Source organism: Streptomyces callyspongiae, assembly GCF_047200695.1.
Taxonomy (GTDB): domain Bacteria; phylum Actinomycetota; class Actinomycetes; order Streptomycetales; family Streptomycetaceae; genus Streptomyces.
Genome location: NZ_JBJZOM010000024.1, coordinates 18,277 through 40,877 on the forward strand (window position 1 = coordinate 18,277; position 22,601 = coordinate 40,877).

Consider the following 22,601-nt stretch of genomic DNA (forward strand, 5'->3'; position numbering starts at 1 on the left):
GGCACGGCACGGTGGGCCGTCAGGCCGCGTAGAGCTCCTCGATCTCGGCGGCGAAGTCCTTGGCGACCACACCGCGCTTCAGCTTGAGCGACGGAGTGAGGTGGCCGGACTCCTCGGTGAACTGGGTCTGCAGGAGACGGAACTTGCGCACCGACTCGGCCCGGGAGACGGCGGCATTGCCGGTGTCGACGGCGGTCTGCAGTTCGGCCAGCAGGTCCGGGTCCGACAGCAGCGCCTCGTGGGAGAGGTCCGCCTTGCCGTTCTCCTCCGCCCACCGCGGCAGGAACTCTTCGTCGACGGTCAGCAGGGCGCCGACGAAGGGCCGTCCGTCGCCGACGACGATGCACTCGGCCACGAGCGCGTGGGCGCGGATGCGGTCCTCGATCAGCGCCGGAGCGACGTTCTTGCCACCTGCCGTGACCAGGATCTCCTTCTTCCGTCCCGTGATCGTCAGGTAGCCGTCCGCATCGAGGGTGCCGATGTCTCCGGTGTGGAACCACCCGTCGGAGAGCGCTTCCGACGTGGCGGTCTCGTTGTTCCAGTACCCGGTGAACAGGTGCTCGCCGTGGAGCATGACCTCGCCGTCGTCGGCGATCCGCACGACGGACCCCGGCAGCGGCTGGCCGACCGTGCCGATCTTCTGGCGGTCCGAGGGGTTGAACGCGGTCGCGGCGCAGGACTCCGTCAGGCCGTATCCCTCGAGGACGGTGAAGCCGATGCCGCGGTAGAAGTGCCCGAGCCGCTCGCCCAGCGCCGCACCGCCCGAGATGGCGTGGGTGGCCCGGCCGCCGAGGACGGCGCGCAGCTTGCGGTAGACGAGCCGGTCGAACAGCTTGTGCCGCAGCCGCAGGGCCAGTGACGGGCCGTCGGGCTGCTCCAGCGCCCGGCTGTACGCGATCGCCGTCTCCGCCGCCTTGTCGAAGACACCGCCCTTGCCGTCGGCCGCGGCCTTGGTCCGCGCCGAGTTGTAGACCTTCTCGAACACCCGCGGCACGCCGAGGACCAGCGTCGGCCGGAACGAACCCAGTTCGTCGGTGAGGGTCTTCACATCGCTGACATGCCCGAGCTTGATCGGCGCCATCACCGCCGCGACCTGTACCAGCCGCCCGAAGACGTGCGCGACGGGAAGGAAGAGGAGCACCGAGGACTCGCCCGTGCGGAACTGGGCGCTGAGCCGCTCGACGACGTTTCCGCACTCGGCGAAGAAGCTGCGGTGGGTGAGCACGCATCCCTTGGGACGGCCGGTCGTGCCCGAGGTGTAGACGATGGTCGCCGGGTCGTCGGCCCCCGCGGCCGAACTCGCCGTGTCCACGGCCTCGTCCGTCACCTCGGCGCCCCCGGCGGCGAGTTCGGCGACCGCGCCGTCCCGCCCCCCGGAGGAGTCGATCTGCCAGACGCGGCGCAGTTCGGGGAGGCGGTCGCGGACCGCCTCGACCGCCTTGCCGTGCACCTCGGTCTCCACGAGGCAGGCGGCGGCACCCGAGTCGCCGAGAATCCAGGCGATCTGCTCGGGGGAACTCGTCTCGTAGACCGGAACGGTGACGGCCCCGGCAGTCCAGATGGCGAAGTCGAAGAGCGTCCACTCGTAGCGCGTGCGGGACATCAGCCCCACCCGGTCACCGGGGGCGACACCCGCGGCGATGAGCCCCTTGGCGGCAGAGCGGACCTCCTCCAGGAACGCTGCCGCCGTGACGTCCTCCCAGCGGCCTTCCTGCTTGCGCGCGAGCACCGGTACGTCCGGGTGCTGCGCCGCGTTCCGGCGGATGAGATCCGTCAGATTGCCGTCCGCGGGGACCTCGTACATGGCCGGAAGACTGAACTCGCGCAACTGCTGCTCCTCGTCGGCGCCGGACGGGCCCTGCGGCCGGACACCGTCCGCGTTTCACCGGGACCCTCAAGATCCCGGAAAAGATGACTGGCCGGACGTTACCCACTGGTAAAGGTCCTGGGGTAGAGGCCCCGGTCAGATGTTCCGTGCGTCACATCGCAGGTGGGCCTCGGGCGGCCCTCCGCTCCCGCAGGCTAATGCACGCGCGGAGCGCCCGGAAAGTCACCGCAGGTGAGAGGGCTGTGGAGGACGGAGTCCACTCTATGTGCATCAGGCGTGCTCACGTCACACGCAGGGGGCGTGGCCCACCTCACCCCGCCCGTCCCGGCGAAGCGGCGTCAGGCGGACGCTGAGTCGGACCGTGCCGTCCTCGACCCGGTGGCGGACCGGCAGGCCCAGCCCGCGCACCGCGGCGACCATGGCTGAGTTCGCGACACCGGTGACGGCGTACACGGCGGAACAGCCGTCCTCCCAGGCCAGTGCGACCAGTTGCCGCAGCAACCCGCTGCCGACGCCACGCCCCTGCCAGGCGTCCTCCACCAGCAGAGCAGCCTCGGTCTCGGTGCCGTCCCACAGCAGATGTCCGACCGCGACCACCCGCCCCGAGGCGTTCTCCGCGACGAGCGTCCGCCCGGAACGCGGCGAGAGCAGCCGCCCCAGCAGGGTGTCCAGGTCGGCGACGCGACCGTGGTAGCGCGCGGCGAGGCTCTGCCGGGAGCACCGCGCGTGCAGCGCCCGGACCGCCGCGAGGTCGTGCGTGTCCGCGCTTCTGAGGACGAGTGCGCAGCCGTCGCCGGCCGTCACGTCCCAGCGCCTGCGGGACGGCCGACGGTCGTGGGCGACCAGCGCCCGTGCACGGGCGTACTCGACCGGAGTGAAAGGCGCCCGGGGCCGTTCGACCACCAGCACGCCTCCCGCGGGGTCGCCGAGGCGTAGTCGGTGCGGCTCGAACGTGTCGCGCGAGGAACGCGGTTCGCGGGGCCTTCCCCCGGGGGTGGTGTCCGGCACGGAACGGACCGTGCAAGGGCCGAGGAGACGCTGCAGAGCAGGTGACAGGGCCGCGGGGTCCCCGGCGACCCGCGCGGCCAGCTCGAGGGCCCGGGTCGGCCCGTCGACCAGGTCGCGGACGTCGGCGCGCACCACGACGACCCCGGCCGCGCCCGCCCCGGCCACCATCCGCATCAGATCGTCCTCCACCAGCACGGCTGGGGCTCGTACCAGCAGTTCGTCCACCGTGGCTTCGGAGGCGCGCGTCGCACCACCCGCAAAGGGGGTACCGTCGCCGCTCTCCGGGCCGAGCGGCATCACCTGCACCGCGAGCACGTCGATCCGGGCGTCCGCCAGGGCGGAGCACAGCGCTGCCAGGGCGCCGGGCTCCTCCCGCACGGTGGCACGCAACCGCCACAGGGCCTCACCGACCGGGTCGGGCACCGGAGGTGCGACGTCTGCGGAGGCGTGCGTCCTGCGCCAGGACCACCAGCCGTGCACGCCCGCCGTCACCACGAGCACGAGGGCCGCCGACGCCAGCAGGCCGGCGCCGTGGGGGCCGCCCACGACGGCCTTCGCCGCCAGGTCCGTCACGGTCACCGCGGTGAACAGTGCGGCCAGGTCGATCAGGTGGCGCCGCCAGTGCGATCCGCGGGGACCACTGTGGCCGGTCTGCTTCCGGACGGCGGGCGGAACGACGGGAGGAGAGGTCATGCGGCCACGATCCGTGACGCGTGTGCCACAGCGATCAGCAGCGTGTTTCGGCGGTGTTCGGGATGCCCCGGCCGTGTTTCCGCAGCATGCCCGGGCACTCACGGAACGGAAGCGGTCGGCGACCCTCTACGCTGTGTTCATGCGGGTCCATGTGGTGAGCGACGTGCACGGCAACAGCGCGGATCTCGCGAAGGCCGGTGACGGGGCCGATGCCCTGGTGTGCCTGGGCGACCTGGTTCTCTTCCTGGACTACGCGGACCACTCGCGCGGCATCTTCCCCGACCTGTTCGGCGTGGAGAACGCCCACCGCATCGTCGCCCTGCGCACCGCGCGCCGTTTCGAGGAGGCACGCGCGTTCTCCGCGCGGCTGTGGGAGGGCGTCGACCGCCGCGCCGCCACCGAGGCCGCGGTCCGCCGGCAGTACGCGGATCTGTTCGCCGCCTTCCCGGAGCCGACGTACGCGACGTACGGGAACGTCGACGTCCCGCCGCTCTGGCCGGAGTTCGCCGGACCCGGCACCACCGTCCTCGACGGCGAGACGGCCGACATCGGCGGCCTGCGCTTCGGTTTCGTCGGCGGCGGACTGCCCACGCCGATGCGCACGCCGTACGAGATCGACGAGGAGACCTACGCCGAGAAGGTAGCCGCCCTCGGCGAGGTCGACGTGCTGTGCTCGCACATCCCGCCCGAGGTGCCGGAACTCTGCTACGACACGGTGGCCCGCCGGTTCGAGCGCGGGAGTGCGGCCCTGCTGGAGGCGGTGCGCACGGTGCGGCCTCGCTACCACTTGTTCGGGCACGTCCACCAGCCGTTGGCCCGCAGGATGCGTCTCGGCCACACCGAATGCGTCAACGTGGGCCACTTCAACCACTCCGGTGTGCCCTGGGTGCTGGAGTGGTGAGCGTGGCGGCGCGGCCCGCGCGGTAGCCTGCCACGGCGCGCGGTGGCCGGCGGCGCACGCCGGAGGGCGCGCGGCGGCGGTACCGTACCCGGAGCAAGCGAGGAGCCAGGGCGATGGCGGAACACACCAGCTCGAGCATCATCATCGAGGCGGCACCGGCCGAAGTGATGAACGTGATCTCCGACTTCGCGCGCTACCCGGAGTGGACGGGTGAGGTGAAGGAGGCGGAGGTCCTCTCCACGGACGCCGAGGGCCGTGCCGAGCAGGTGCGGCTGCTGCTGGACGCCGGGGCCATCCGGGACGAACACACCCTCGCCTACGACTGGGTCGGCGAGCACGAGGTGCACTGGTCGCTGGTGACCTCGCAGATGCTGCGCGCGCTCGACGGCCTGTACCGCCTGGAGCCGGTGGTGGGCGGTGGCCGCACCCGTGTGACGTACCAACTGACGGTGGACGTCAAGATCCCGATGCTCGGAATGATCAAGCGCAAGGCGGAGAAGGTCATCATCGACCGCGCCCTGGACGGCTTGAAGAAGCGGGTGGAGTCGGGCGCCGGGCAGCCCGGCGCCGAGGGCGGGGGCCCCGCCAAAGGCGATGCCCACTGACCCGAACGGCGACCCGCCGGCCCCGCGGATCGTCCTGGTCGCCGGTCCCGGTGGAGCGGGCCGGACGACCGTGGCCGCCGCGACCGCGCTCTCGGCCGGACAGCGGGGCGGGCGCACCCTGCTGCTGACCACCGAGGAGGCCGGAGTCGCGGAGTGCGTCCTGGGCACGGACGTACCGGCGGGACGTCCCGCCGAAGTACTACCGGGCCTGTGGGCCGCACGGACCGACCCCGACGCGGAACTGCTCGCACTGGCGGACGCCATGCGCCGAAAGGCCGGTGCCCTCTGGGAGTTCACCGGAGCGGAGCCGCTCGACGACGACGAACTCGTCCCCCTGCCGGGCGCCTCCGCGTTCGCCCTCCTCCGCGCACTCGGCACCGCCGCCGCCTCCGGTGCGTGGGAGACGCTGGTCGTCGACCTGCCGGCGGTGCCGGAGGCGCTGCACACCCTCGCCCTCCCCGCGCAGGTGCGGCGCCTGACCGACCGGCTGCTGCCGCCGCAGAAGCAGGCCGCACGGGCGCTCCGCCCGATGCTCGCGGAACTGGCCGGCGTCCCGATGCCCTCTGACGCGCTGTACGCCGCAGCGGACGATTTCCTCGGCGAACTGACCCGCGTACAGGCCCTGCTGGAGTCCGAGAGGACGACGGTGCAGTACGTCGTCGACCCCGGTCCGCTCACCGCCGGACGGTTCGGCACAGTGCGTGCCGCGCTGGCGCTGCACGGCCTGCGCCTGGAGGCGGTGGTCGCGAACCGGATGCTGCCGACCGGCACCCGGGACGCCTGGCTCGCCGGGCTCTCCGGTGAACAGCAGGCCGCTGTGAAGGCCCTCCGGGGACCCGAACGGGCTCTCCCCGTCCGGGAAGTGCCGCACCTGGGACGGTCGCCGCGCGGTGCCGAGGCCCTCACCGCTCTGGCCGAGCGGGCGGGACTCGCGCGCCTCACCGACCGGGCTCCGGCAACCGCCCGGAGGAACGGCCCGGTGGTGGAGGACCGCCTCGCCACGGAGGGCATGCTGCGGCTGCGTCTGGCACTGCCCGGTGCGCGCAAGGAGGAGTTGGGGCTGGTGCGGCGCGGTGACGAGTTGCTGCTGTCGGTGGGTTCCCACCGGCGCGCCGTGCCGCTGCCCTCCGCACTGCGACGCTGCCGGGTGGTGGGGGCCGCCTTCGAGAGGGGCGAACTGTGCGTGCGTCTCGAGCCGGACCCGGACCTGTGGCCGTTCCGAGGTGGCGCCCGAGGGCCCGGCGCTCCCGCGGCCTCCGGTCCGCGGCCCCGGGACGGTGAGGTCGGGTAACGTCGGGAGGAGAAACCGAATCCCCGGACCGGGAGTCCTGATGAGCGATGCCTCCGAGCGCCCCGGCGCACACGACGACGCGGACCCCTGGGGCGAGGCCTGCGCGGAGGATCTCGCTGCCGAACGGGACCGCCACCGGTCCGCACACGGGCCGCAGCCCGTCAGCGCTGCCGAGGAGCTGAGGAAGCTCGCCGACGCCGTCTCGGAGAGGTTCGCCGGCCGGGGACGGAGCGGAAACGGGAACGCCGGCGCCTTCGCCGTGCAGGGCTTCGCGGAGCAGTTCCTCGACCGGGCACGTGCCGCGGTCGAGCCGGTGATGGAGCGGAACCCGCAGGTCTTCGACCATCTGGCCGCCGCGGGCACCGAACTGGCGGCCGCGTACCGGGCCGCCGTGCAGGGGCAGGAGCAGCGCTGGTCGTCGGGGCCCGGCCCGCAGGAGCCGAAGCCCCCGAAGGACGGCACGGACGGCACGACGCGCCCTGACGACGGCGAGGGGCCGCCCGGGCCGGAACGCATCGACCTGGACTGATCCGCGCCGCTCGGCGCCCGCGCCCGGCCGGCGCACGGCGTGCTGTGCGCCACACCTCCTCGGGTACCCTCGTGCGCAGCGGGGATCGACGGAACAACTGAGGGACACATGGGACTCACCATCGGCGTCGACATCGGAGGCACCAAGATCGCGGCCGGAGTGGTCGACGAGAAGGGCTCGATTCTCGACACCTGCAAGGTTCCGACCCCGCCCACTGCCGAGGGCGTCGTCGACGCTCTCGCGGACGCCGTCCGCACGGTCGGTGCCGACCATCCGGTGGAGGCGGTCGGTATCGGCGCGGCCGGGTACGTCGACGACAAGCGCGCCACGGTGCTGTTCGCCCCCAACATCGACTGGCGCCACGAAGCGCTGAAGGACAAGGTCGAGCAGCGCGTCGACCTGCCCGTCGTGGTCGAGAACGACGCGAACGCCGCGGCCTGGGGCGAGTACCGCTTCGGCGCGGGCCAGGGCCACGACGACGTCGTGTGCATCACGCTGGGCACCGGCCTCGGCGGCGGCATCGTGATCGGCGGCAAACTGCACCGCGGCCGATTCGGCGTGGCTGCGGAGTTCGGCCACATCCGGGTGGTGCCGGACGGGCTGCTGTGCGGCTGCGGCAGCCAGGGCTGCTGGGAGCAGTACGCGTCGGGCCGCGCACTCGTCCGGTACGCCCGGCAGCGGGCCGCCGCGACACCCGAGAACGCGGAGATCCTGCTCGGTCTGGGCGACGGCACCCCCGAGGGGATCGAGGGCCGCCACGTCAGTCAGGCGGCGCGGGCCGGGTGCCCGGTCGCGGTGGACGCCTTCCGGGAGCTCGCCCGGTGGGCGGGATCCGGGCTGGCGGATCTGGCGTCGCTGTTCGACCCGTCGGCGTTCATCGTCGGCGGTGGCGTGTCGGACGAGGGCGATCTGGTGCTCGACCCGATCCGCAAGTCGTTCCGACGGTGGCTGGTGGGCGGCAACTGGCGCCCCCACGCTCAAGTGCTGTCCGCCCAACTCGGCGGCGAGGCGGGCCTGGTGGGTGCGGCCGACCTGGCGCGTCAGGGCTGATCCGCGGCGGCCGGCGGCGTAGTCTGCGGCCATGACCGCCGTGAGGGGAAGCGCGGAACCCGCACCCGCGTCGGCCGGCCTCCCGGCCTCGCGCAGCGAACCGGACGGCACCGCCGTCGTCAGGCTGCTCAGCTACAACGTCCGCTCCATGCGCGACGATGTGGGGGCGCTCACCCGGGTCGTCCGGGCGTGCGCCCCCGATGTCGTCTGCGTCCAGGAGGCGCCCCGGTTCTTCCGCTGGCGGAAGTACGCCGCCCGGCTGGCGCGGGAGAGCGGACTGGTGCACGTCACGGGCGGCGCGACGGCCTGCGGCCCGCTGATCCTCGCCTCGCTGCGCGCGCACGTGGAGGACACCGAGGATGTCCTGCTGCCCCGGACCCCGGGTCTCCACCGGCGCGGCTTCGCCACGGCTCGACTCCGATTCGGTCCGCTGCGGGCCGGCGGGCCGGCCGCCCGGCTGGGAGTGCTCAGCTGCCACCTGAGTCTGCAGACGGACGAGCGGTACGCGCAGGCGGGCCTGCTGCTGGACCGCGTGCGGAGCATGCACCGCACCGCCGGCCACATCGTCGCGGCCGGTGACCTCAACGAGCGGCCCGGCGGCCGCAGTTTCCGGCTGCTCACGGATACCCTGCAGGACGGCTGGTCGGCCGCGCCCTGGGGCGGCGAGCACACCTCCACGGCGGACCGCCCCCACCAGCGCATCGACGCGGTGCTGGCGTCCGGCGGCGTGGAGGTGCTCGGCTGCGGTGTTCCGGCCGGCCTGCCCGGGGTCAGCGAGCAGGATCTGCGGGCGGCCACGGACCACCTGCCGGTGCTGGCGGCGCTGCGGGTGCCGCCGGCTGCCGGGACGGAGCACCCGGCGGATACGGAATGACGCCGTTCCGGGTCAGCCGTCGCTGCCCGCCCGGGCCCGCTCGCGCCGCAGTTCGAGCGTGACGAGCCAGCCGGTGAGAGCGGCGACAGCGGTGAAGACGAACAACAGGGTCAGCACGGTCGGTTCCCCCTCCTCCCGTCGCCCGCCACCGGCGTCTCCGGCGGCGGGCGGCCATTCTCGCAGGCGGGTCGTCCCGGCACACTGCCGTCAACCGGCAGTGTGCCGGGACGGCAGACTGCCGGATTCGCGCCCCCTCAGACCACCGCTCCCCCGGCCGGGTCGTCGAAATCGTCGTCGTCGCGCAGCCGGGTCAGCAGGGTGGCGAAGCCACCGAGGAAGCCCCCCACACCGAGGGTGAGGATCCACCACGAGAGGGGTACGCCGAACAGGACCGCGCCGACGAGCAGCAGCGGGCCGCCGAGGGCGGCGACCCAGCCGAACCTGGTGACGGTGTCGGCCTCCGGCAGTGGCGGAGGTTCCGGCGGCACGAAGTGGTCGTCGTCCGGTTCCTCGGGAGCCCGCCAGTCGCGGGGTCCCGTACCGGCCCGGTACACCGTGAAGCTGCGGACCGGCCCGCCCGGCGGCGCGTCGTCCGCCTCGGCGTCCTGCTGCCCGCGGCCCTCCGTTCCACCGTCGTCCGCTGCCGCGTCCTGCTGCTCCCGGAGGTCCGGCCGCGAGTCGGGTTCGTCGCCGTAGCCCGCGACGATCTCGGCCCACGCGGCCTCCTCGTCGGCGGGGAGGGTGGGCTCGCGGTCGTCGCCGTGGCCGCCCGGTTCCGGGTTACGCTCCGTCACGTGCCGTCTTCCTCGCTGCGATACGGGAGATGAAGTCGTGGCTGTCCGCGAAGATCCGCGGTGCGTCGTGGTCGAGGGTCGCCACGTGGTAGCTGTCCTCCAGAACGGTCTCCGTCACATCGGTGGAGGACACCAGGGAGAGCACCACCCCGGAGTCGCCCGGGGGCACCACGTGGTCCGTCCTGCTGCGGAGGAGCAGGAGCGGCTGGGTGACCTGCGGAAGGTCTCCGCGCAGCAGGCGGAGGAGGTTGCGCAGCGACAGGGCGGCATCCAGCGGCACGCGGTCGTAGCCGAGCTCGTGGGAGCCGGGCGCGGCGATGTCGTCGGCCAGGCCCTTCGTGGAGCGCACCAGGTGCCGGAGCACGGGCAGCGCGTACCCCGAGGGGCGGGGGAACGTCGCGGCCGGGTTGACGAGTACCAGGCCGCTCACCGCGTCGCCGTGCCGCGCGGCCAGCCGCAGGGCGAGGGCACCACCCATGGACAGTCCGCAGACGAAGACCTCGGAGCAGCGGTCGCGCAGGGACCGCAGCTCCCGCTCCAGCGTCGCGTACCAGTCCTCCCACCCGGTGACCTGCAGGTCCTGCCAGCTGGTGCCGTGACCGGGGAGGAGGGGCAGGGAGACGGTGAGGCCACGCTCGGCGAGGTACCTCGCCCAGGGGCGCAGCGACTGCGGCGAGCCGGTGAATCCGTGGCACATCAGCACACCGGTCTGCGAGCCGTCGTGGAACATCGGCTCGGCTCCGGGGAGGATCGGCACCGCGGTCTCCCTTCGCACGGCACGGACGGGAACGATGCCACCCTACGCGTGCGCGGGGTCACCCGGTAGCGCGGCGCGGAGCGAGCCGCCGCACCGCCTCCGGGGCGGGATAGGCTCGATCCGATCGGTACAGGAGGTCCTCGGGTGTTCTACGGCGCGATGAAGCTGTCGGTCGGCAGCTCGCTCAAGCTGGTCTTCCGCCCCTGGGTGGAAGGCCTGGAGAACGTGCCCGCCACCGGCCCGGCGATCCTGGCGAGCAACCACCTCTCCTTCTCCGACTCCTTCTTCCTGCCCGCCGTCCTCGACCGCAAGGTCACCTTCATCGCCAAGGCGGAGTACTTCACCGCGCCCGGCGTGAAGGGGAGGCTCACAGCCGCCTTCTTCAAGGGGGTGGGGCAGCTCCCCGTGGACCGGTCGGGCGCGCGGGGTGCCGGCGAGGCCGCGGTAAGGAGCGGTCTGCGGGTGCTCGAGCAGGGCGAACTCTTCGGCATCTACCCCGAGGGGACCCGCTCCCCCGACGGCCGGCTGTACCGGGGCAAACCCGGCGGGTTGTCCCGGGTGGCCCTGCGGTCCGGGGCGCCGGTGATCCCGGTGGCGATGATCGACACCGAGAAGATCCAGCCACCGGGTACGGTCGTGCCGAAGCTCATGAGGCCGGGCATCAGGATCGGCAGGCCACTCGACTTCCAGCGCTACCAGGGCATGGAGCAGGACCGCTTCATCCAGCGGGCGATCACCGACGAGGTCATGTACGCGATCCGGAAGCTGTCGGGGCAGGAGTACGTGGACGTCTACGCCACCGCCGCCAAGCGGCGGCTCGCCGAGGAGGCGAAGGAAGCCAAGGAGGCGCCGGAGGCGGGGGCGCGGCAGTCGTCCCGGGGATCGGCGGGGGCCCCTGGCCCCGCTGCGGGTCGTGACGGCCGCACGGAGAGGTCCACAGCCGCACGGCGGCACCGTCTTCCGGGAACGGACGACAGCAGAAGCGCCGCCTAGTACGGCACTGTCAGGGGGGATGAGGAGCATGCCGGCGAGAATGTCGGTGGAGCAGCCGCTGTGGCGTGCGCTGACCGCCTACCGTCTGCTGACGGCGGCCTACGCCGTCGGCCTGTGCGTGCTGGCGCACGAGCACTACCTTCGCCCGCGCGTGGCCGTCGCGTACTTCGCCGTCCTCGTCGTCTGGACCCTCGGCACGGTGACGCGGACGCTGTCGGAGTCGCGCTGCCGCTACCCGTTCCTCGTCGGGGAAATGGCCGTCGCGCTGTCCGGCATCCTGCTCACCGCGCTGGTCGAGACGCCCGAGCGGATCGCGAGCGGGGTGCACACCCTTCCGTCGGTGTGGACAGCCGGCGCCGTGCTGGGGTTCGCCATCAAGGGAGGCTGGCGACCCGCGGCGGCTGCCTCCGCACTCGTCGGTGCGGCGAACCTGCTGGAGCGCGGTGCGTGGTCCCGCGACACGGTGCACAACGTGCTGCTGGTCTGCGTCGCCAGTATCGCGATCGGCTACGTGGTCGAAGTGGCGCGGGCGAGTGAACGCACCCTGGCCCGCGCCCTGCAGATCGAGGCGGCCACCCGGGAGCGGGAGCGGCTGGCCCGCGACATCCACGACAGTGTGCTCCAGGTACTGGCCATGGTGCAGCGACGCGGCAGCTCGCTGGGCGGTGAGGCGGCGGAACTGGGGCGGCTCGCCGGGGAGCAGGAACACGCGCTGCGGGCCCTGGTGTCGAGCCGGGGCGACGCGCTGCCGCGGCAGAACGGTCCGGAGCTCGCAGCGCGGGGACGTGCCGGGTCCGGGGACGGCGCCGGCCCGGAGGAGGACGGACCGTACGACCTGCGGCGTACCCTCGCCGCGTACGGCAGCGCCCGCGTCACCTTCGCCGAACCCGGTACGCCCGTACTGCTCGCCGCGGAACCGGCCCGCCAGTTGGCCGCGGCGGTCGGTGCAGCGCTGGACAACGTACGGCGTCATGCGGGAGAGGCGGCGCACGCGTGGATCCTGCTGGAGGACGAGGCGGACACGGTCGTGGTGACGGTCCGCGACGACGGCCCCGGGATTCCCGCCGGCCGTCTCGCCGCCGCGGAGGCGGAGGGCCGCATGGGCGTGGCATTGTCCATACGGGGTCGGCTGGCCGAACTCGGCGGATCGGCGGAGTGGATGGCGGTGCCGGGACAGGGCACCGAAGTGGAACTGAGGGTGCCGAAGGATGTCTGAGAACGAGACCGGGGAACGTAACGCGCCGACGGTGATGGTCGTCGACGACCACCCCATGTGGCGGGACGCGGTCGCACGCGATCTGGAGGCCGCGGGGTTCGCGGTGGTGGCGACTGCGGGGGACGGCAGGCAGGCGGTCCGCCGGGCACGCGCCGCCGCGCCCGACGTGCTCGTGCTGGACCTCAACCTGCCGGAGCTGCCGGGTGTCGAGGTGTGCCGGCGGCTGGTCGGCCCCGACTCCGCACCCCGGGTGCTGGTGCTGTCGGCCAGCGGGGAGCACGCGGACGTGCTGGAGGCGGTGAAGTCCGGCGCCACGGGATACCTGGTGAAGTCGGCGAGCGCCGAGGAGCTGATCGAGGCGGTGCGGCGCACCGCGGTCGGCGACCCGGTGTTCACTCCCGGCCTGGCGGGCCTGGTCCTGGGCGAGTACCGGCGGCTCGCCGGCGATCCCGCCGCACCCCGTCAGGAGCAGCGGGACGTACCGCACCTCACCGACCGGGAGACGGAGGTGCTGCGCCTGGTGGCGAAGGGGCTGAGCTACAAGCAGATCGCCGAGCGGCTGGTCATCTCGCACCGCACGGTGCAGAACCACGTGCAGAACACCCTCGGCAAACTGCAGCTGCACAACCGCGTCGAGCTGGTGCGCTACGCGATCGAGCAGGGCCTCGACGAGGAGTGAGCCCGACTCGTCCTCCGTACGGGTGACGCCCGAATCGGTGCGGGAATGTCCCCGCCGCACACACCGCGGCCGGCGCGGGTCGCCGCTAGCGTGACCGCATGGCGTGCCCGGTCACCGAGAGGGGAGAGCTCCCATGCGGGTCGGAGTACTCACCGGCGGGGGCGACTGCCCCGGCCTGAACGCGGTCATGCGGGCCGCGGTGCGCAAGGGAGTCCAGGAGTACGACGACCGGTTCGTCGGTTTCAAGGACGGCTGGCGGGGCGTGCTCGAGGCGGACACCGTGCCGCTGGACATTCCGGCGGTGCGCGGCACGCTGCCGCGCGGCGGCACCATCCTGGGGTCCTCCCGCACGAACCCTCTCCAGCAGGACGGCGGCGTCCGCCGAATCCAGGAGACCCTCGCCGAGACGGAGTTGGACGGACTCATCGTGATCGGCGGCGAAGACACCCTCGGCGTGGCCGCACGACTCACGCACGAGTACGGCGTCCGGTGCGTCGGCGTCCCGAAGACCATCGACAACGACCTCTCCGGCACGGACTACACCTTCGGCTTCGACACCGCGGTGCAGGTGGCCACGGAGGCCGTGGACCGGCTGCACACCACCGCCGAGTCCCACATGCGCGTCCTGGTGCTGGAGGTGATGGGGCGTCACGCGGGCTGGATCGCACTGCACTCGGGGCTGGCCGGCGGCGCCAACTGCATCCTCATCCCCGAGCACCCCTTCGACGTGGACCGGGTCTGCGCGTACGTGGAGTCCCGGTTCAAGGCGAGCTACGCCCCCATCGTGGTCGTCGCGGAGGGCGCCGTCCCCCGGGACGGGGAGATGGTGCTCAAGGACGACACCCGCGACGCGTTCGGGCATGTCCGGTTGTCGGGCGTCGGCGAATGGCTCGCCCAGGAGATCGAGCGCCGCACCGGCAAGGAGGCCCGCACCACGGTGCTGGGTCACCTGCAGCGCGGCGGCACGCCGAGCGCCTTCGACCGCTGGCTCGCCACCCGGTTCGGGCTCCATGCCATCGATGCGGTGCACGAGGGCGACTGGGGCGCGATGGTTTCGCTCCGCGGCACCGACATCGTCCGCGTCCCGATGGCGGACGCCGCCGCGCGGATCAAGACGGTGCCGACCGAGCTCTACGACGAGGTCAGCGTCTTCTTCGGGTGACCGGCCGAGGCTCCGGCAGCGGTGACCGGCCACGCGGCAGGAACCCCGGGCCCCTGCCGGGTAGCGGACGAGGCGGGAGGCGCCCTCCGGCTCCGCCGTTCACTCCTCCTGCTGCAGCAGGGCGCGCAACCGGCCCGCGAGGAGGTCCCAGCGCCACCGGGACTCCACCCATGTGCGGCCACGCTCCCCCATGCGGGCGCGGAGCACCGGATCGCGGAGGAGTGCGACGATCCGCTCCGCCGCCTCGTCGGGCGCCCCACCGCGCACCACCCAGCCCGTCCGCCCGTCAAGGACGGCGTCGGGGGCGCCGCCGGAATCACCCGCCACCACGGGCAGTCCGGTCGCCGAGGCCTCCAGGTAGACCATCCCGAGGCCCTCGACGTCGAGCCCGCCGCGGCGCGTCCGGCACGGCATCGCGAAGACGTCGCCCGCGCCGAAGTGCGCCGGGAGCTCCTCCCAGGGCACCGCGCCGGTGAACCGCACCGCGTCGGCGACACCGCGGGCGCGGGCCAGTTCCTCCAGCCTCCGGCGGTACGGTCCGTCGCCGACGACGAGCAGCACCGCGTCCGGCACCGCTGCGAGGATCCGTGGCAACGCCTCGATCAGGGTGTCCTGCCCCTTGCGCGGCACCAGGCGTGACACGCAGACCACGACCGGTCGTCCCGCGAGCCCCCACCGCTCCCGCACGGCGTCCCCGCCCGAGTCCGGGTGGAAGGTCTGCTCGTCGACCCCCGGCGGAAGCTGCTCCATGCGACGCGCCGCCTCGGCGCTCAGCGCCGGAGCGATGCGAGACCGGGTGTACTCACCCAGATAGGTGAGGACGTCGGTCCCGTCGCCGATGCGTCGCAGCAACTGCCGGGCGCCCGGCAGCCGGGCCCAACCGGCCTCGTGGCCGTGGGTGGTGGCCACGATCCTCTCGACCCCGGCACGCCGCAGCGCGGGAGCCATCAGCCCCAGCGGCGCTGCCGCGCCGAACCACACGGAGCGGCAGCCGTGCGCCCGCACCAACGCGGCCGCGCGGCGCGTCACCCGCGGCGTGGGCAGCAGCACGGTGGCGCGGTCCCGCACCACGGTGAACGGCTGTTCGGCGTCGAAGCGGGCGGTGGCCTCCCTGCCCTCCGCGGACCGCTTCCACGTGGACGCGTAGACGACCACCCGCTCCGGGTCGAGCCGCTGCGCCATGCTGTGCAGGAACGCCTGGATCCCGCCGGGCCGGGGCGGGAAGTCGTTGGTGACGATCAGCGTGGTGCGCGGAGCGGTCGTGTCCATCGCCACCGACAGTACCGGGTCGCCGGTCGCACGGACCGACACCGCCCGGGCGACCGGCGGGGTTCCGCGGGCAGGTCGGGGTGCCGCCGCGGCGGTACTGTCGTCGTCATGCGCCTGCCCACCGCCGCCGCCCCGGCCGTCTGGATCGCCACCCGGACCGTTCTCCTGCTGCTGGTGTTCCACGTGCTGCCCTTCCCCGGGCCGGACGTCACCAGCGACGTGTCGGTCATCTACCAGGGCTGGTTCGACGTGCTGCGCACCGGCTCCTTCCCGCAGGGCGACGTCACCTGGCAGTACCCACCGCTGGCCGCGGCGGCCGTTCTGGCGCCGGGAGCGCTGCCGTTCCTCGGCTACAGCGCGGCATTCTTCGTCGTGGTCTGCGTGGCGGACGCGGTGGTGTTCGCCCAGCTGCTGGCAGCGGGCCGGGGGCGGGGCCGCCGCCGCGCGGGGGCCTGGTGCTGGGTGGTGGGCCTGCCGCTGCTCGGGCCCACCGCGTACGCGCGGTACGACGTCGTGGTGGCTGCCGTGGCCGTGGCCGCACTGCTGCTGCTGGTGCGCCGACCGGCAGTGGGCGGGGCGCTGGCGGGGCTCGGCGCGCTGCTGAAGGTGTGGCCCGCACTGTTGCTGCTCGGCACGCCCCGGGGGCGCGGCACCCGCGTCGCCTGGTGCGCCGCGGGCATCGCCGCGGCGGGTGCGGCGACCGCGTTCACGCTGCGCATGCCCGGCGCCTTCGACTTCCTGACCGCCCAACGGGACCGGGGCACCGAAGTGGAGTCCCTGGGGGCTCTGGTCTTCCACCTCGCCCGCCACGCCGGCTGGGAGGGCCAGGTGCTGCTGCACTACGGCTCGGTGGAGTTCCTGGGCCCGTACGTGGAGTTCGTCAGTGCGGCCGCCCTGGTCCTGACCGCTGCGGCGTTCGCCTGGCTGCTGGTGTGGCGGGTGCGTGCCCGCGAGTGGACCGCGTCCACTCCGGCGGATGCCGCGTTCACGGCACTGCTGCTGTTCGTCACGACGAGCCGGGTGATCAGCCCGCAATACATGGTGTGGCTCGTGGCGGTGGCGGCTGTGTGCCTCTGCCTGCGTGCGAGCCGGATGGGTCCGCCCGCGGTCATGGTCGTGGCGGCGACGGCGGTGACGATGCTGGAGTTCCCGATCTGGTTCGGTGAGGTGGTGGCCAGCAGTTGGCTGGGGCTCTCGCTGCTGGTGGTGCGCAACGGCCTGCTGGTCGCCGCATGCCTGTCCGCGGGCCGGCGCCTGTGGCGGACGACCGTCACCGAGCCGCGGGAAGCGGGTGCCAGGGCTCGCGCGGCGGCCGCCGACCTGGAGCGGGTGCCCGCCCGCCACGGTCCCCGCACGGCCGTGGCGTTCCCCGCTACCGGGACAGCTGCTGCCGCAGAGCGGAACGCCACAGGCGGGTGAAGGCGGCGGTGTCGACGCCGAGCACGTCCCGCAGGGCCCGGTCCACGACGGCACGCGGAGCGCCTTTCCCGGCCCCCACCGCGGTGTAGAGCGCGGCGAGGCGGTCGGAGCCCCAGCGGTCCGCCACCAGCCGGCAGGCCATCCAGGCGCCTTCGTAGGCGAGGGCCGGGGCGTCCGGGTCCCCGGTGGCCTGGAAGCGGCCGTCCGCGGGCAGTGTGCGGGGCACCCGCCCGTCCCGCACGGACCGGGTCAGGACCGGTGCGGCCGCGGCCGGGTCCGTCCCGGTGCCGAGGTGCCCGAACCAGTCGGCCAGTCCCTCGGAGAGCCACAGCGGCGTACCGGGTCCGGTGCGGGCGCGGGTCGCCACGTGCGCCGTCTCATGGGTGAGGACCACCTGCCGTCCGCGGTCGCTCAGTTCCTGGAAGGCCTCCGGGTTGACGACAATGTGCCGCCCCTCTCCCGTGGTGCTCGCGGACGGCCCGGTGGTGACGGCCGCGAGGCCCGCGTAGCGGGACGGTTCGCCGCCCAGCAGCTCCGCCATGTCCCGCAGGGAGGCGGGAACGAGGACCAGGGTGCGGCGGGACCACGGCTCGGGCCAGTGGCGGGAGACGGCGGACACGGCCCGCTCGGCACGCCGCGCGACGCCCCGCAGCGTCGCGCGGTCCACCGTTCCCAGCACCGTGCTGCGGCGCCCGTGTTCGACGCGGAGCCGGCCCTGCTCCCAGAGCTGCCGCCGGGTGCTGCCGGCGTGTCCGCCCAGCAGCCAGCGGCCCGCCGTGCGCCGCAGGGAGAACCGTTGCGTGAGGTGCCGGGGGGTGTCGGTGTCCCGGGTGAGGCGGTAGCTCAGCTCGACCTCCGCACGGGGCCGGTCGCCGTCCCGGTCGAGTCGGCGGAGGTCGTAGCGCCAGGAGACCGGGTGCAGCCGGGCCAGGTTGGCGGCGACGAGGCGCTGCCGGCGCAGGAACGTGCGGGCCCGGGGATCGACGGTCCCGAGGAAGCGCTGCGGGTCCGCCGCCCGCACGGCTGCCGCCCGCCGGTCGAAGAGGGCCTGTGCGGCCTTCTCCTGCACGGGTGCCCCCTGCCCGGCGGGCCCGCTGCCCGGTCCTGGCGCGCATCCGAGCGGGCCGAGCAGCACGGCGGCGAGGAGGCAGACGGTGCTGCGCACCGTGCCGGATCGGCGTGCCTTCACGCCGCGAGTGTAGTGGTGCGGCCGCTTCCGCACGGGCTCGATGCCCCGCCGGCGGACTCCGGCGGTCAGGGCCGGGTGACGCGGGAGACCGGCATCATGCCGACCGGATCGTAGCGGACGGCCGCTCCCGGATAGGGAGCGTGCACGACCTGGCCGCCTCCCACGTACAGGGCCACGTGGGAGGCGTCCTGCCGGTACACCACGAGGTCGCCGGGCCGTGCCCGGGAGAGCGGCACCCACCGTCCGGCGCGGGCCTGCCCCTGCGAGGTGCGCGGCAGCGAGACGCCGGCGCGGGCGTAGGCCCACTGCGTCAGTCCGGAGCAGTCGAAGGCGTACGGTCCGGCCTGGCCCCATCCGTAGGGTGCCCCGACCACGCTGCGCGCCGCGGCGACGGCCGCGGCGGCGCGGCCGGAAGGGGCCCCCGCGGCGGTGAGCGGGCCCGGGTCCCGTCCCTCCCCGCGGGATGCGCGCTCGTAGGCGGCACGTTGTGCGGGCAGCATCCGGTCCAGCACCTCTTGTGCCGCGCCGAGCCGCCGCTGGACGGTCTTCTTGTGCCGCAGCAGGGCGGTGCGGCGGCTGCGCAGCTCCGCCAGCCGGCTGTCCGCCTCGGTGCGGTACTGGGCGAGAACCCGCTGCGCCTCGCGGAGTCTGCCGAGCCGTTCCGCGTTGCGCGCGCCGATACGGTCCAGAGTGGCGACCTTCGCGAGGAAGGTGTCCGGGTCCGACGACAGCAGGAGCGCGACGGAGGGGTCCAGCACCCCGGAACGGTACTGGGCGCCGGCGAGCCGGCCCAGGTGGCGCCGGAGCCGGTTGACGACGACCTGCTTGCGTGCCGCCTGGTCCTGGACGTCCTCGATCCGTGCCCGGAGTTCCGCGATCCGTGCTGCCGCGGCGTTGTACTTCTCGGTGGCTGCTTCGGCACGTGCGTGGAGGCGGTCGACGCGCGCCGCCGGATCGGGCTGGACTCCGCCGTCCGGTTCCGCGTCGGCCGGAACGGAGGTGAGGGCGGTGACGGCGACGGCGCCGAGAACGCCGGCGCGGACCGCCGGGCGTCTGCCGGACGGCGTACCGGCGTGCCGGTCTGACCGGTGCGGGACCACGGCCGCGCTCCTTCCACTGGGCGATGTGCCCGGCAGAATGTAGCGACTTGCTTACAGAGGGTCCACGAGCCCGATCGGCTACGGCTGTCCCTGGGCGGCGCTCCGGAACGGAGAGCGTGCAGGTCAACGGCGTGCGGCGGAGTGCGGGCCACCGCGGCGGAACCACCCGTAAGAACGACGGTCGACGTCGGCGGGTCGGCGCCGCCGGGGACGCCCCGCGGGGTACGGAAACGTCAGCCGACGCGGACGCCGTACATGAACGGCATGCTGTTCAACGAGGTGTACTGCACGGACGAACCCGGCTTGGGTGCGTGGAGAACCTGACCGTTGCCGGCGTAGAGACCGATGTGGTGCAGGTCGCTGTAGTAGAGCACCAGGTCGCCGGGTTCGAGGTTGTCGGCGCTGACACGGGCGCCCGCGCTCGCCTGCGATTGCGAGGTGCGCGGCAGCGAGACACCGGCCTGGGCGTAGGCCCACGAGGTGAGGCCGGAGCAGTCGAAGGAGCTCGGCCCGGTCGCCCCCCACACGTACGGAGAGCCGATCTTGCCCTGTGCCGCGCTGAGGGCCGCGCCCGCCCGCTGCGAGGCGGGGAGTGCGCTGCCGAGGTCGACGTCCGCGGTGGCGGCAGCCTCGGCGCGCTGCATGGCCTCGCGCTGCTCGGCGGTGAGGGTGTTGAGCAGGTCCCGGGCGTCGGACAACTTGCCCTGGATCCGGTCCTTCTTCTTCCCGAGCTCCTTGCGGGTCTCCGCGAGGTCCTCGAGCTTGGTGCGTGCCTCGGTGCGGCGCTGTTCGAGACTGCGCTGCTTGTCCTGGATCTTCTCCAGCGCATCGCTCTGCTTGCTGCTGAGCTGGTCGAGCGTGGCGGCCTTGTCCAGGTAGTCGTCGGGGTCGGAGGAGAGGAAGAGCTGGATGGACGGGTCGACGCCCCCGGTGCGGTACTGCGCGGTCGCCATCGAACCGAGGTGGTCGCGCATGCCGTTCAGTTCGCCCTGGCCGCGCGCCACGGTGTCCTGGAGATCACTGATCTCCTTCTGCAGCTTCTCCTGCTTCTCCTTGGCACCGTTGTACTTCTCGGTGGCCTTCTCGGCTTCCTCGTAGAGCTTGTCCACCTTGGACTTCACCTCGTCCAGCGAAGGCTTGGACGGGGCCGCCTGAGCGGTCTGCGAGGTGACCGCGACAGCGGCGGCGGCGGTTGCCGTCAGCACGTTGATGCGCGTGCGACTGGGCTGCTTGGGACGACGGTGGGACGCCACTGGGGCGAGCTCCTTCTTCCTCAGCCGCCTGCCGGCCGGTTCTGCTCCGGCCCCACTCGCCCTGGGGAGTCGGCTCGTGGGACGAGGCGGTACCTCCGCTGTCACTCCCGACGAGTGATCGGCTTCGCGGCGGTTCGTGGCCAGACATTAGCCACGTACATCTGATCGGATCAAATCTCTCACCGAAAATAGCTCGCACATCACAGATTTCTTTGCTCCCCGTCCACCCGCAGCAACGGCGACCTGACGGAACGTAGGAGCAATACGGGCACGAAGCGACGTTGCCCGCCAACTCCCCCGTAAACCGCAAGACTCCCTATGTGCGGGCGAGTCGGCGCAGCAGCAGGGCAGAGGCGACCGGACGGGCTCCCGCGGCCGCACAGCCGTCGGCGACCTCGCGGTCCGAGGAGACCACCACGACCGGCCTGCCCGGCGGTTCGGCACGGACCAGGCGACGGATCAACTCGTCCGCGGTCTGACCCGGTTTGCTGAACAGCACCCGCACACCGCGAGGCGGAGCGAGCAGCACGGGAGCAGCCAGTTCCGCGCCGTCGAAGACGCAGGTCATCTCTGCCCCGGTCTGGGCCGCGAGCACCGCCAGACCACCCAGCAGGCGCAGCCGCTGCTTGTCGAGCGGCATCGTCGGATAGCCGGTCTTGGTCACGTTGTAGCCGTCGACCACCAGGTGGGCCTGCGGCAGTGCCAGGAGCTGGTCCAGCAATGCCGGGTCGGTCTCCGACAAGGCCCGCGCTGCGACGTCCTGGGGGCTCATCCGGCCCGGCTCGACGGCCTCGACAGTGTCGGCCGGGCGGAGTTCGGCGGGCGGCAGCGCCAACTCGCGCCGCAGCCCCTGCGCGGCGTCCAGGACCGTGTCCAGCAGCAGCCGCACCCTCATGTCCTCGACACTGCGGCCCTCGCGGGCGGCACGACGGGCCGCCTCCAGGGCGGACTCGGAATCCGCCAGCCGGGTCTTCAGACGGCGCACCTCGCTGTCCCCCGCCGCCTTCTCCGCCGCGTGCGCGGAGCGCTGCTCCTCCCTCTCGGCGCGCAGTTTGCGCAGAGCCGCCTCTCCGCGCTTGACGTCGCTCTGCGCGCTGCGGAGCTTCCGCCGCACTGCCTCCAGCTCCTTGCGAGCCGCATCCGCCTCGCTGCGGGACCGTTCCGCCTCGCTGCGGGCGGAGGCCCGGGCCCGGGACAATTCCTCGCGCAGACGGCCCAGTTCCTCCTGGGTCTCCTCCTCCACCTGCTCGGCCTGGGCGCGCTTGGCCTCCTCCCCGGCGGCGGCGACGAGCTTCGACCAGCCGGGCGGACGCAGCACGTACGCCGTGGCGGCCACCTCCACCGGATCGGCAGCAGCGGGAGGCGTCCCGGACTCGACCGCCCGGGCCAGCTCCGCCGCCTGCTCCCGGAGCCGTGTCGCGATGCGCTGCCGGAACACGGGATCGCTCTCCAGCGCAGCCGCCATGGCGTTCCCGCCGAACCGGGTCCGGCGCTGCGGAGTGAACCTCGCGTACTGACGGAGCGGTGCCGGAAGCTCCGCGACGGTCAGGCCGCCGACGGCCTCACCGGTGAGCGCGACAACCCGGCGCCGCACCTTCTCGGGCAGCGGGCGGTCGAGCACCTCGTCCGACGGCACGCGTCCGCCGCTCTCGGCCCCGCCGCGTTCCTCCACCGTTCACACCTGCCCGTTCCGTCCCGTTCCGGTCCGCCGACGCCCGACCGTCCGTGCGTTTCCGGGCGCCCGGCCGTTCGACCGGTTCGCCCGGGTCCACCGCATCACGCCGACGGCACCGGACGGAGTCGATGTTCTCACTGCGGACGCCCCGTTCCTCGACGGTCGGGGCCACCGGCCGCGTCCGGCCGGGTGCACTGCAGATCAGCCTACGGCCTGCGACACCCGGTGCACCTCGTCCGGAGGGTGCCGTGGCCGGCGCGTCACCGTCCGGCCCGGCAGGGCCGGGGTGCCCGCTCTCCTGCCCCGCTCGTCACGC

General features: G+C 73.4%; 20 protein-coding genes. 11 read left to right on the forward strand and 9 right to left on the reverse strand.

The annotated features are described in order from the left end of the window. Positions 1-19 precede the first annotated feature (19 nt). Together ACL06G_RS19855 and ACL06G_RS19860 are read right to left on the reverse strand one after the other, a co-directional pair. On the reverse strand, positions 20-1,828 hold the full coding sequence (locus ACL06G_RS19855; protein WP_412785812.1) for an AMP-dependent synthetase/ligase: 1,809 nt from the start codon (positions 1,826-1,828) through the stop codon (positions 20-22). 285 nt (positions 1,829-2,113) lie between these two features. Continuing rightward, on the reverse strand, positions 2,114-3,529 hold the full coding sequence (locus tag ACL06G_RS19860; RefSeq protein WP_412785811.1) for a GNAT family N-acetyltransferase: 1,416 nt from the start codon (positions 3,527-3,529) through the stop codon (positions 2,114-2,116). A gap of 139 nt (positions 3,530-3,668) precedes the next feature. Here ACL06G_RS19860 and ACL06G_RS19865 point away from each other — a divergent pair, with 139 nt between their 5' ends. The 6 genes from ACL06G_RS19865 (at position 3,669) to ACL06G_RS19890 (ending at position 8,779) form a co-directional block, all read left to right on the forward strand. Further along, the gene (locus ACL06G_RS19865) at positions 3,669-4,430 is read left to right on the forward strand and encodes a metallophosphoesterase family protein (protein ID WP_412785810.1); all 762 of its coding nucleotides are present in this window, start codon (positions 3,669-3,671) and stop codon (positions 4,428-4,430) included. 113 nt (positions 4,431-4,543) lie between these two features. Then, a complete protein-coding gene (locus ACL06G_RS19870; protein ID WP_412785809.1) occupies positions 4,544-5,035 on the forward strand; it encodes an SRPBCC family protein in 492 nt (163 codons plus the stop codon). Beyond that, entirely contained in the window at positions 5,025-6,326 is a 1,302-nt protein-coding gene (locus ACL06G_RS19875; protein ID WP_412785808.1) for an ArsA family ATPase, read from the forward strand. The genes ACL06G_RS19870 and ACL06G_RS19875 overlap by 11 nt, the downstream gene beginning before the upstream one ends. Before the next feature lie 40 nt (positions 6,327-6,366). Then, on the forward strand, positions 6,367-6,855 hold the full coding sequence (locus tag ACL06G_RS19880) for a DUF5304 domain-containing protein (RefSeq protein ID WP_412785807.1): 489 nt from the start codon (positions 6,367-6,369) through the stop codon (positions 6,853-6,855). A 108-nt stretch (positions 6,856-6,963) separates the two neighbouring features. Beyond that, the gene (locus ACL06G_RS19885; protein WP_412785806.1) at positions 6,964-7,905 is read left to right on the forward strand and encodes an ROK family glucokinase; all 942 of its coding nucleotides are present in this window, start codon (positions 6,964-6,966) and stop codon (positions 7,903-7,905) included. 31 nt (positions 7,906-7,936) lie between these two features. Beyond that, positions 7,937-8,779, forward strand: a complete 843-nt coding sequence (locus ACL06G_RS19890; RefSeq protein ID WP_412785805.1) for an endonuclease/exonuclease/phosphatase family protein — start codon at positions 7,937-7,939, stop codon at positions 8,777-8,779. A gap of 254 nt (positions 8,780-9,033) precedes the next feature. Here ACL06G_RS19890 and ACL06G_RS19895 read toward each other — a convergent pair whose 3' ends face one another. Together ACL06G_RS19895 and ACL06G_RS19900 are read right to left on the reverse strand one after the other, a co-directional pair. After that, a complete protein-coding gene (locus ACL06G_RS19895) occupies positions 9,034-9,573 on the reverse strand; it encodes a hypothetical protein (protein ID WP_412785804.1) in 540 nt (179 codons plus the stop codon). Further along, the gene (locus tag ACL06G_RS19900) at positions 9,560-10,330 is read right to left on the reverse strand and encodes an alpha/beta hydrolase (protein ID WP_412785803.1); all 771 of its coding nucleotides are present in this window, start codon (positions 10,328-10,330) and stop codon (positions 9,560-9,562) included. Before ACL06G_RS19900 ends, ACL06G_RS19895 begins: the two co-directional genes overlap by 14 nt. A 144-nt stretch (positions 10,331-10,474) precedes the next feature. Between ACL06G_RS19900 and ACL06G_RS19905 the strand changes: the two genes are divergently transcribed. The 4 genes from ACL06G_RS19905 (at position 10,475) to ACL06G_RS19920 (ending at position 14,380) form a co-directional block, all read left to right on the forward strand. Beyond that, positions 10,475-11,323: a lysophospholipid acyltransferase family protein gene (locus ACL06G_RS19905; protein WP_412785802.1), complete on the forward strand. Its 849-nt coding sequence runs from the start codon at positions 10,475-10,477 to the stop codon at positions 11,321-11,323. Between the two features lie 19 nt (positions 11,324-11,342). Continuing rightward, complete coding sequence (gene macS, locus ACL06G_RS19910) at positions 11,343-12,539, forward strand: MacS family sensor histidine kinase (RefSeq protein ID WP_412785801.1); 1,197 nt, start codon at positions 11,343-11,345, stop codon at positions 12,537-12,539. A gap of 34 nt (positions 12,540-12,573) precedes the next feature. Next, positions 12,574-13,218 carry a response regulator gene (locus tag ACL06G_RS19915; protein ID WP_412785842.1) on the forward strand — a complete coding sequence of 215 codons (645 nt, stop codon included), beginning with the start codon at positions 12,574-12,576 and terminating at the stop codon, positions 13,216-13,218. Positions 13,219-13,351: 133 nt separating this feature from the next. Further along, complete coding sequence (locus tag ACL06G_RS19920) at positions 13,352-14,380, forward strand: 6-phosphofructokinase (protein WP_412836435.1); 1,029 nt, start codon at positions 13,352-13,354, stop codon at positions 14,378-14,380. A gap of 99 nt (positions 14,381-14,479) precedes the next feature. On the opposite strand, the gene ACL06G_RS19925 is transcribed toward ACL06G_RS19920, so the two are convergent. Then, positions 14,480-15,649, reverse strand: coding sequence for a glycosyltransferase family 4 protein (locus ACL06G_RS19925; protein ID WP_412785799.1), 1,170 nt, complete (start codon positions 15,647-15,649; stop codon positions 14,480-14,482). A gap of 108 nt (positions 15,650-15,757) precedes the next feature. On the opposite strand from ACL06G_RS19925, the gene ACL06G_RS19930 reads away from it, so the two are divergent. Then, positions 15,758-17,068: a glycosyltransferase 87 family protein gene (locus ACL06G_RS19930; protein ID WP_412785798.1), complete on the forward strand. Its 1,311-nt coding sequence runs from the start codon at positions 15,758-15,760 to the stop codon at positions 17,066-17,068. On the opposite strand, the gene ACL06G_RS19935 is transcribed toward ACL06G_RS19930, so the two are convergent. The 4 genes from ACL06G_RS19935 to ACL06G_RS19950 form a co-directional block, all read right to left on the reverse strand. Then, positions 17,022-18,257 (reverse strand): hypothetical protein, encoded by a 1,236-nt coding sequence (locus ACL06G_RS19935; RefSeq protein WP_412785797.1) that lies wholly within the window; start codon positions 18,255-18,257, stop codon positions 17,022-17,024. The genes ACL06G_RS19930 and ACL06G_RS19935 overlap by 47 nt on opposite strands. 65 nt (positions 18,258-18,322) lie before the next feature. Beyond that, a complete protein-coding gene (locus ACL06G_RS19940) occupies positions 18,323-19,357 on the reverse strand; it encodes a C40 family peptidase (RefSeq protein WP_412785796.1) in 1,035 nt (344 codons plus the stop codon). Positions 19,358-19,590: 233 nt separating this feature from the next. Next, positions 19,591-20,610 carry a C40 family peptidase gene (locus ACL06G_RS19945; RefSeq protein ID WP_412836436.1) on the reverse strand — a complete coding sequence of 340 codons (1,020 nt, stop codon included), beginning with the start codon at positions 20,608-20,610 and terminating at the stop codon, positions 19,591-19,593. A 316-nt stretch (positions 20,611-20,926) separates the two neighbouring features. Beyond that, a complete protein-coding gene (locus tag ACL06G_RS19950) occupies positions 20,927-22,282 on the reverse strand; it encodes an NYN domain-containing protein (RefSeq protein WP_412836437.1) in 1,356 nt (451 codons plus the stop codon). Positions 22,283-22,601 lie beyond the last annotated feature (319 nt).